Origin of the sequence: Candidatus Phytoplasma phoenicium, from assembly GCF_001189415.1 — a bacterium.
Taxonomy (GTDB): domain Bacteria; phylum Bacillota_I; class Bacilli_A; order Acholeplasmatales; family Acholeplasmataceae; genus Phytoplasma; species Phytoplasma phoenicium.
In genome coordinates this window covers 1-7,354 of the sequence record NZ_JPSQ01000001.1, presented here as the reverse complement: position 1 = coordinate 7,354, position 7,354 = coordinate 1, and the positions used below count along the sequence as shown (strand labels likewise).

Here is a 7,354-nt window from a genome sequence, read left to right as displayed (position 1 = left end):
TTTTTCTAGTTTTTTAATGTGTTTTATGATTTGATTAAGTTTATTTTTCATTGTTTATTTTCCTTTATTTTGATTAATAATAAGTTTCTATTTTATAAGGCAAAATATAACCAATTTCTTGGAAGGTTTGGGTATACATTTCAAAATGATAAACTAAGTTTTTTTGGTGCCACTTCGATTCTTTTTAATAGATAATTCAATGATTTTTTGAGATTCGTTGTTTTTTGATTCTAAATATAATTGATTGCAATCTTGATTATAGATATTTAAGGGTTTTTCTTGGTTTTCATTAAGTTTTAGTTGAAATTCTGACATGATTAAAACAAGATCGCTGTTAGTTTCAATTCCACCTGACCCTTTTAAAGCGGTGATTTCAGGTGATTTTTTTTGGTAATTATGATAAGTATCTCTAGAAAATTGTGAGAGAATTATAATAACAATATTTAATTCCATAGCTAATTGTTTGAGTTTCGTCATGATTTCGTCAATGGCTAAACGGTCATTTTCTAAGTGATTACTAGCTTTAGTAATTTGGAGATGGTCGATGACGATAATTTCAACTTTTTGTTCCAAAGAGAAACGATAAACTAAATCAATGATATAATCAATTTGTTTACCTTGATCATAACTAAATGATAAGTTAAGCTGGGAAAAGAATTGTTTAGAGTCATTCATCCTTTCCATGTAGGTATGTTGAGTGATGTTTGAGTCTTCCCAATTTTTATCTAAAATAACATCTACAGGAATTTGAGTTTGGTGGGCTAATAAACGACTTAAATTTTCTTCTAAGGTCATTTCATAAGAAAAAACTAAGAGATGAGGATGATGGTGAGTTTCTTGATACTTAGTTTTAGAGATATCTAAAAGAAGATTGTAGACAAAAGTGGTTTTTCCTAAACCAGTATAGCCTCCAATGGTGATGATTTGACCCTTTTTAAAGCCTTTCGTGGCCTGATTTAATCCTTTAAAAGTTTCTGATAGTCGATAATATTCTTCTTGGATTTTTTGTTTAGCTTGTTGATCGGACTTGAAAAATTCAGGATGACAAGAAACCATTTGATTTAAAGTTAACAAAGTATTATCGGAGGGATGTGGTATAAAGGTCATAAATTTTCTTAATTTATCAAAGATTTCTTGGTAGTATAGATGTTTATGATAAGGATCTTTGTTTTCAAAAGAAGGACTAATGATTTTTAAGAGTTGTTGGAATAGTTTTTCTTGGGTATAAGTATGTTTTAAATTGTCCAAAAAATAAAAATTATTTTGGTTATCAAAATCATCATTTAAAAAATTTAAAGAATCTAAAGTAAAATTATCTTGTGGAAAATTAGTTTGTAAATATATTAATAACTTTTTGATAATAATTGGTTTTGTAGTGGATTTGTACCAAGGATGTTTTGCTTGTTTTTCTAAAAATAAATATTTTAAGGTTGTAAAAATTTTTGTATTTTTGGGATCTAGGAGGGTTTTAGGGTTAATTATTTGGCAATAAAAGTTTAATTTTTCCTGTTGACCTTGTTCAATATATTTGATTAGTTGTTGTAACGCTTGTTGTTCGTTCGTTAAAAGTTTCATGATTTTAACTCCTTTATTGTTTTTTTAATCATGTTAATATCACCAAAAGGGATAAATTGGTAAATTAATAAAGTTTTTAAAAAAATGTTTGCTTGAGGTGAAAAACAATCAATGACTTGGTTAATCCCTGAAACTTTTCCTTGATGGATTTTATGATTTAATCTTTGAGTTTCCATAGTGTTATTAGTTAATAAATAAAATTCAAAACGGGTATCGAGTTTTTTTAGTTGTTGGGCTTCTACCATGACTTGTTTATATCGATCGCGAAGGCATGTTTTAAAATTAAAAGCGATGATTCTTTTCGTTTTGGTAAATAACACTAAATCAAATTTAATGTCGGGGATGAAAAATAAATAAGCTTGAGGATATAAATGAATGATTCATTGATTTTGAAAATAGAATAAAATAAGATATTCATTAATTTTACCACGGATCACTTTTTGACTTTGAGATTGATAGTTTTGATCAATTAAATATTGATTTAATAAATGGTGATGATGACACATATATTCATGAAAATTAAGGGAAAATGATGATTTATGAAAAAGTTTTTTTAAAATATTAACACATTGAGTGTTAGTGTTGAATTGTTTAATGTAGTAAAAATCTTCGTGAGTTAACATATTTACTTCCTTTCGCAAGAAAAAAAGACCTTGTTTTAAGGTCTTTTCTTTTTAATTTTTTTCGTTTTCCAAGTAACAGTTCCATCAGATTTAATCGTCTTAATTTTTCCATTATGATAATAAAAATAAAGATTACCGTTTTGACATTTTTTCTTGATAATTATTGACATTTAATTTCTCCTAAATATTTCATAATTTTTTGAAGATTAGAAAAAATGGGATCACTTCCATTTAAGATTAATTGTTTAATGTCACTAGTATAATGAGTGAGATAATGATCGTATCCTTGACGAACGGTTTGAAAATAAGTTAATGATTGTCTTTCAATGAGATCTCTTTGATGGTTTTTTTGTTTTTTCTTTCTCGTTCTTCCGATGAGAGGGTCAATATCTAAATAAATTAATAAATCGGGTTTTTTTAAAATAGTTTCATGATTTAGCTTAAAGATCTTTTTTAAAGGCAAAAATTGTTCCTTTTTTTTAGAAAAAGGAAATAATTGATAAGCATAAGTAGATGGTAACCAACGATCGAAGATGATTAATTGGTGATTTTTTAATTGGGAAAAAATTAATTCCGCTTTGATTTGAGTCATATTGGCGAGACTTAAATAAAAACGAGTGAGATAATCTACTGATTTAAAATTTAAAAATAAATTTCTAATTTCCCTCCCAATGGGGCTACTGCCTAAGCCTTGAAAAAGTTGATGAGGGATTTTTAATTGGGGTTGAAGGGCGTGAATAAGAGAAGTTTTTCCACTTCCATCAAGTCCTTCAAAAACGATTAATTTCATTATTGTTTTTCCTTTGATTTTTATATTTGGGCATAAAAAAAGACCTTCAATTTGAAGGTCTACAAAAGTAAAATTATTTGATTTTACTTAATTGTTTTAAATAAGTGGTTTTGGCTAATTCTTCTTTGGCTTTGGTGAAAAGGGTTAAGTATTTTTGACTAGCTTGTATCATTTTCGTGATAAAGGTTTGATCTTGATAAATTTGCACTACATGATAAATAGTGTCGTTAAAATAGATTAAAAAATAAGCGAAGTTCGCTTGGGCACAATAGAGTTGACATTGAACTTGAGCCCAGTAATATTGAGGGATATTTTTTACTTGAGGATTAGTTAAAAAACCAGTCCAAGTAGATGAGATTTCTTGATTTTCATTAACAAAAGGACATTTAATTTCTAAAATGGTTTGATATTGTTCGTTATAACCATCTAAAGAAGCGGAAAAAAGGTTCACTTGATCATCAGTGAAAATGGCGTCTTCAAAAGTTAAATTAGTTTTTTGAATGAAAAATTGGCGAGCGATGGGTTCCATTTTTTGAACATGAAGGGTGCATTGATTAGCGGTAAAAGTAGTTCCAAAGAGTTTATCATGAACTAACTGTTCCATGGAACGAAAGGGATCTAAACCCGTAATGGAAGCAATTTCAGAAGCGTTAATATATTGTTTACGGTGTTGGTACCATAATTTGGTGCATTGCTTTAAGTTTTTAATTCTCATAATGATTATTCTTTCTTAAATATTTTTTTAATAAAAAGCAAAAAATATTTTCCTAAATAATAAAAGAAACGAAAAAAGTGATAAAAACATTTTAAAAAAAATCAAGGAGATATAAAAGATGGGGAAGAAATAATAAAATAATTATTAATAAACCTAAATTTAACCATTGATTTTGATAATTAAAAAAATAACAACTTATCTTATGAAGATTATAATTTAACTTAGTTAACCAATGATTAATTAAATTCCACATGATGATTTAGTTGCTCCGTGGTTAAATATTGATAAAATCGAATCATTATGCCTTGTTTTAATTGGTGAATACTTAGTTTGAGGGTGAAAAGGTAGAATTTAATGAAATAATAAACAATTATAATCGGAATAAAGGAAATGAAAATAATGAAGAAAAAGATGAAATTATCAGGTAAAAAGGAAAAAATTTTTTTTATATTAAACATAAGGAATTCCTTTCAATAAATTAAAAAAACTCGCTTAAATTTAGCGAGTTTTGTTCGAATTAAAGATTAATCTAATTCTTTTGGTTTTTGAGGAGGACGGTTTCTACTTAAAAATTCATTATATATTCTGTCACATGTTTTTCCATCAATATACCAATCATCAAAAAAGATACCTTTTACATATTCATAATAATGACTACCTCCGTTTTCATCATAAAGCCAGCGGGAAGAACGACCGAATTTATTACGAATTTCATTAACTGTATAATAACATGAGTATTTGATTTCACAATTACTTAACCAATTTTTACAAATATTTACATATTCTTTAACCAAGTTATTTTTAAAAAGCTGATCATTACAAAGAAGAATATAATCTGTATGATCAGTTTCGAAACAATGGGAAATGATTTTAAATTTAAAAGGAATTTCAAATTTTTGGGTAATGACGGAATTAATATTTATTACAATAGTAAATAAATCTTTTACAAAATGTTCTTCGTATTCGCCCTCTGCAATTAAAGTGGGGGAACTAAATAAATTATTTTCACGTTTCCAATCACGAATGGCAAGATAAGGTTCAGAAGAACTTGGTAATTCAATAAGTTTTTCTCTTTTTTGAACGTTAAAACTAAAGAGATAAATTTTTTTAGCGCCATTAGAAAGTTTTAATAAATCTTCAATGGTGTAAAGAGGGAATTGAATAAAGTTTGTTGCTATTGATTGTTGAAGTTGTTGGAATTCCTGTTTTTTGTTTGTTAAGAATTGAAGACTATTTTCATTAATTATTTGAGGTGGGGGAGTAAGACTAAGAGATTGATCCTTCGATTCTATATAACACCTATAAATATCATATCCTGCTAAAGCTTCTTTTGACTCTAATAAATCACCAGTGTTGGTTGTTTTAACTATCCGATTGTTAAAAAAATTAAATCTTATATAGTAAACATCTTGTCCGTTTATTTGGGTTTTTTCAGAAGAAAAAATTATGTTTTTATTTTCGTCGTGCCATGGTTTAAGGTTTTTGTGTTCTCTTATCTGTTCTACCGAAAAATCATCATCTGGTAATGCTTTATATTTTAATCTAATTTCTACACTCACTTTAAAAGGGACAGGTGAATAGTATGTTTGATGATCTTCTATTGTTTCTGGTACGTAGGTGTCTACACCATAATATTTAGCGTTTATTAAATAACATTTTTTAATTTCACATTGAGCTAACCATTCATCATAAGGTTTATTAATGGTATTAATTTCTTGTTCTAAAGAGGCTTTTTGGTGGAGTTCTTGTTTTCGTTCTAATTCGTTTTTTGGTCTTTGCATCACACGGTTTTCGGGAAGAATACGCACACCATCATCAAAATAAATGGCGTCAATGGGAATATCATGAAAAGTATTTTGTGGTAAAGGTAAAACCAAACCAGTAGAAGATGTTGCATTATAACAACCTAATTTAATCAATTTGGGTTCTTGGATGAGATTATTTTCAATTAAATAATTATTGATTAATTCTTCTTTGTTTTGATCAGAGAAAATATTACTGACTATTAATTCTATTTCAGGTTGGTTTTCTTTAGTTTTTTCTTGAACTTCCCAAAAGACAAAAGCTTCTTCGATGGCGATGTCATATTTTAAAAGGTCTTCTAAGGTGTATTTATTATTTTCAGAAGGATATTTTTCATCAAAAGGATTGATTCTAAGTTTGAAATAAACACCTAAGAGGCTTTTTGGTGGGTTTTTGAGTTTGGAATTGAAAAAAGTACAGTTATAAGGGATATAAGAAGGTTCTTGAAGATGAGAGCTAGTAGTTTCGATAACAAAATATTTTAAGATTTCTGGAATACTTTCTTTGGTAAAAACTTGAATATCGTGACGAATACATTGAGGTTGCGTTGCTAACCATTCTTGTTGGAGCGTTTGGTAGTTGGATAATTTAATGGGTAATTTAGTTTGCTTGTAAAAAAAAGAGTGAGCAAAGAGAGAAGGAGAAAATAAATGAAAAAAAATAATGAAGAAAAAAATAATAATAATTTTAAATAAAGGGAATTTTGGTTAATTTGGACATTGTTGGTTACCTCTTTTTTTATTAGGATTTGTTTTAGGATATTTTTTTTAACTTTTTAATATTCAGTTTTTTTTGATTAGTTTGCCAGTATTTTTATCGTATTCCTCGAAGAATAGTCGAAAGCCCCCCTCGTCGGGATAATGATAAGTTGTTTTTTTGATTAGTTTGCCAGTATTTTTATCGTATTCCTCGATGTAGTGGATACTCCCCCCATAATGACGAATTGTTTTTTTGATTAGTTTGCCAGTGTTTCTATCGTAATCCTCTTCGCAGTCGGGTACTTGTGGATCTTCAAAATCCAACTGATAAGTTGTTTTTTTGATTAGTTTGCCAGTATCTTTATCCCATTCTTCTGAAAAAACATCAGATTTTTGTTTAAATATTTTACTTGGTTGTTTTTTATTTTCTGGTGTTTTTGTACTAGGTGTTTGATTTTCTGGTGTTGTTGTACTAGGTGTCTGATTTGTAATACGTTTATTTAAATTGTTAATGATTATATAAATTACGAATATTGTTAAAATAAAAAGTATTATTTTTAAATAAGGAATTTCTTTTTTCAATATTTTTATTTTGTTTTTCCTTTGCTTTTAAATTTGGTTTTAATGGCCTTGCCATTAGGGTAAAAAGGACCTTCAAAGGTTTTGAAAATTAAAAAAACTTTTAAATTAATAAAATTGTGTTATGTTAAATAAGCACCTTTTTGGAAAGTTGTTAAACTTTAATTGAAAGGAATTGATATAATGTTCTTTTTATTTAAATAAAAATAATGGTAGACAAATACCATTATTATAATTATTTCTTGTTTCTTATTGGATTGTGTTGAAGTTGTTGTTTTTTTATTAAAGTTGGTTGTTTTTGAGTTTCTTTTTGAGATTCTAAATTTTCTATTTGTTGTTGTTTTTTTTCTAAAAATTCATTTATCGATGTTTTTAAATTAGTGAGATTTGATTCTAATTCTTTGATTTGTTTTTTAATTTGATTTTGGGTTTGATAAAATAAAAAAGTTTTAACAATAATAATGTTAGATAAAGTTATTATTGAAATATAAAACAGATAAAGGAGATATTTAGATATTTTTTTATTAATCCATTTTGATAACCTATTTTCATTATTATTATTTTTTCATAT

5 protein-coding genes and 2 pseudogenes are annotated in these 7,354 nt (G+C 27.1%); all 7 read right to left on the bottom strand.

Annotated elements, in window-relative coordinates; all coding sequences use genetic code 11:
• Positions 1-73: 73 nt before the first annotated feature.
• The 7 genes and pseudogenes from AlmWB_RS00035 to AlmWB_RS00005 all read right to left on the bottom strand — a co-directional run bounded on the left by AlmWB_RS00035 (position 74) and on the right by AlmWB_RS00005 (position 6,786).
• Positions 74-1,575: pseudogene (locus AlmWB_RS00035) on the bottom strand (replicative DNA helicase).
• Positions 1,572-2,198: pseudogene (locus tag AlmWB_RS00030) on the bottom strand (hypothetical protein). The pseudogenes AlmWB_RS00035 and AlmWB_RS00030 overlap by 4 nt, the downstream one beginning before the upstream one ends.
• 35 nt (positions 2,199-2,233) lie before the next feature.
• Entirely contained in the window at positions 2,234-2,368 is a 135-nt protein-coding gene (locus AlmWB_RS01920) for a hypothetical protein (RefSeq protein ID WP_275043460.1), read from the bottom strand.
• Positions 2,359-2,988 (bottom strand): dTMP kinase, encoded by a 630-nt coding sequence (tmk, locus tag AlmWB_RS01770; RefSeq protein WP_050336905.1) that lies wholly within the window; start codon positions 2,986-2,988, stop codon positions 2,359-2,361. Before tmk ends, AlmWB_RS01920 begins: the two co-directional genes overlap by 10 nt.
• Before the next feature lie 73 nt (positions 2,989-3,061).
• A complete protein-coding gene (locus AlmWB_RS00020) occupies positions 3,062-3,703 on the bottom strand; it encodes a YqaJ viral recombinase family nuclease (RefSeq protein WP_050336903.1) in 642 nt (213 codons plus the stop codon).
• A gap of 524 nt (positions 3,704-4,227) precedes the next feature.
• Positions 4,228-5,622, bottom strand: coding sequence for a hypothetical protein (locus tag AlmWB_RS00010; RefSeq protein ID WP_050336901.1), 1,395 nt, complete (start codon positions 5,620-5,622; stop codon positions 4,228-4,230).
• A 666-nt stretch (positions 5,623-6,288) separates the two neighbouring features.
• Positions 6,289-6,786 carry a DUF2963 domain-containing protein gene (locus AlmWB_RS00005; protein ID WP_050336900.1) on the bottom strand — a complete coding sequence of 166 codons (498 nt, stop codon included), beginning with the start codon at positions 6,784-6,786 and terminating at the stop codon, positions 6,289-6,291.
• Between the last annotated feature and the right edge of the window lie 568 nt (positions 6,787-7,354).

Excerpts from the sequence above, each read along its gene's own strand:
- AlmWB_RS01920 (WP_275043460.1), bottom strand. The coding sequence starts at position 2,368 with ATGTCAATAATTATCAAGAAAAAATGTCAAAACGGTAATCTTTATTTT.
- tmk (WP_050336905.1), bottom strand. The coding sequence starts at position 2,988 with ATGAAATTAATCGTTTTTGAAGGACTTGATGGAAGTGGAAAAACTTCT.
- AlmWB_RS00020 (WP_050336903.1), bottom strand. The coding sequence starts at position 3,703 with ATGAGAATTAAAAACTTAAAGCAATGCACCAAATTATGGTACCAACAC.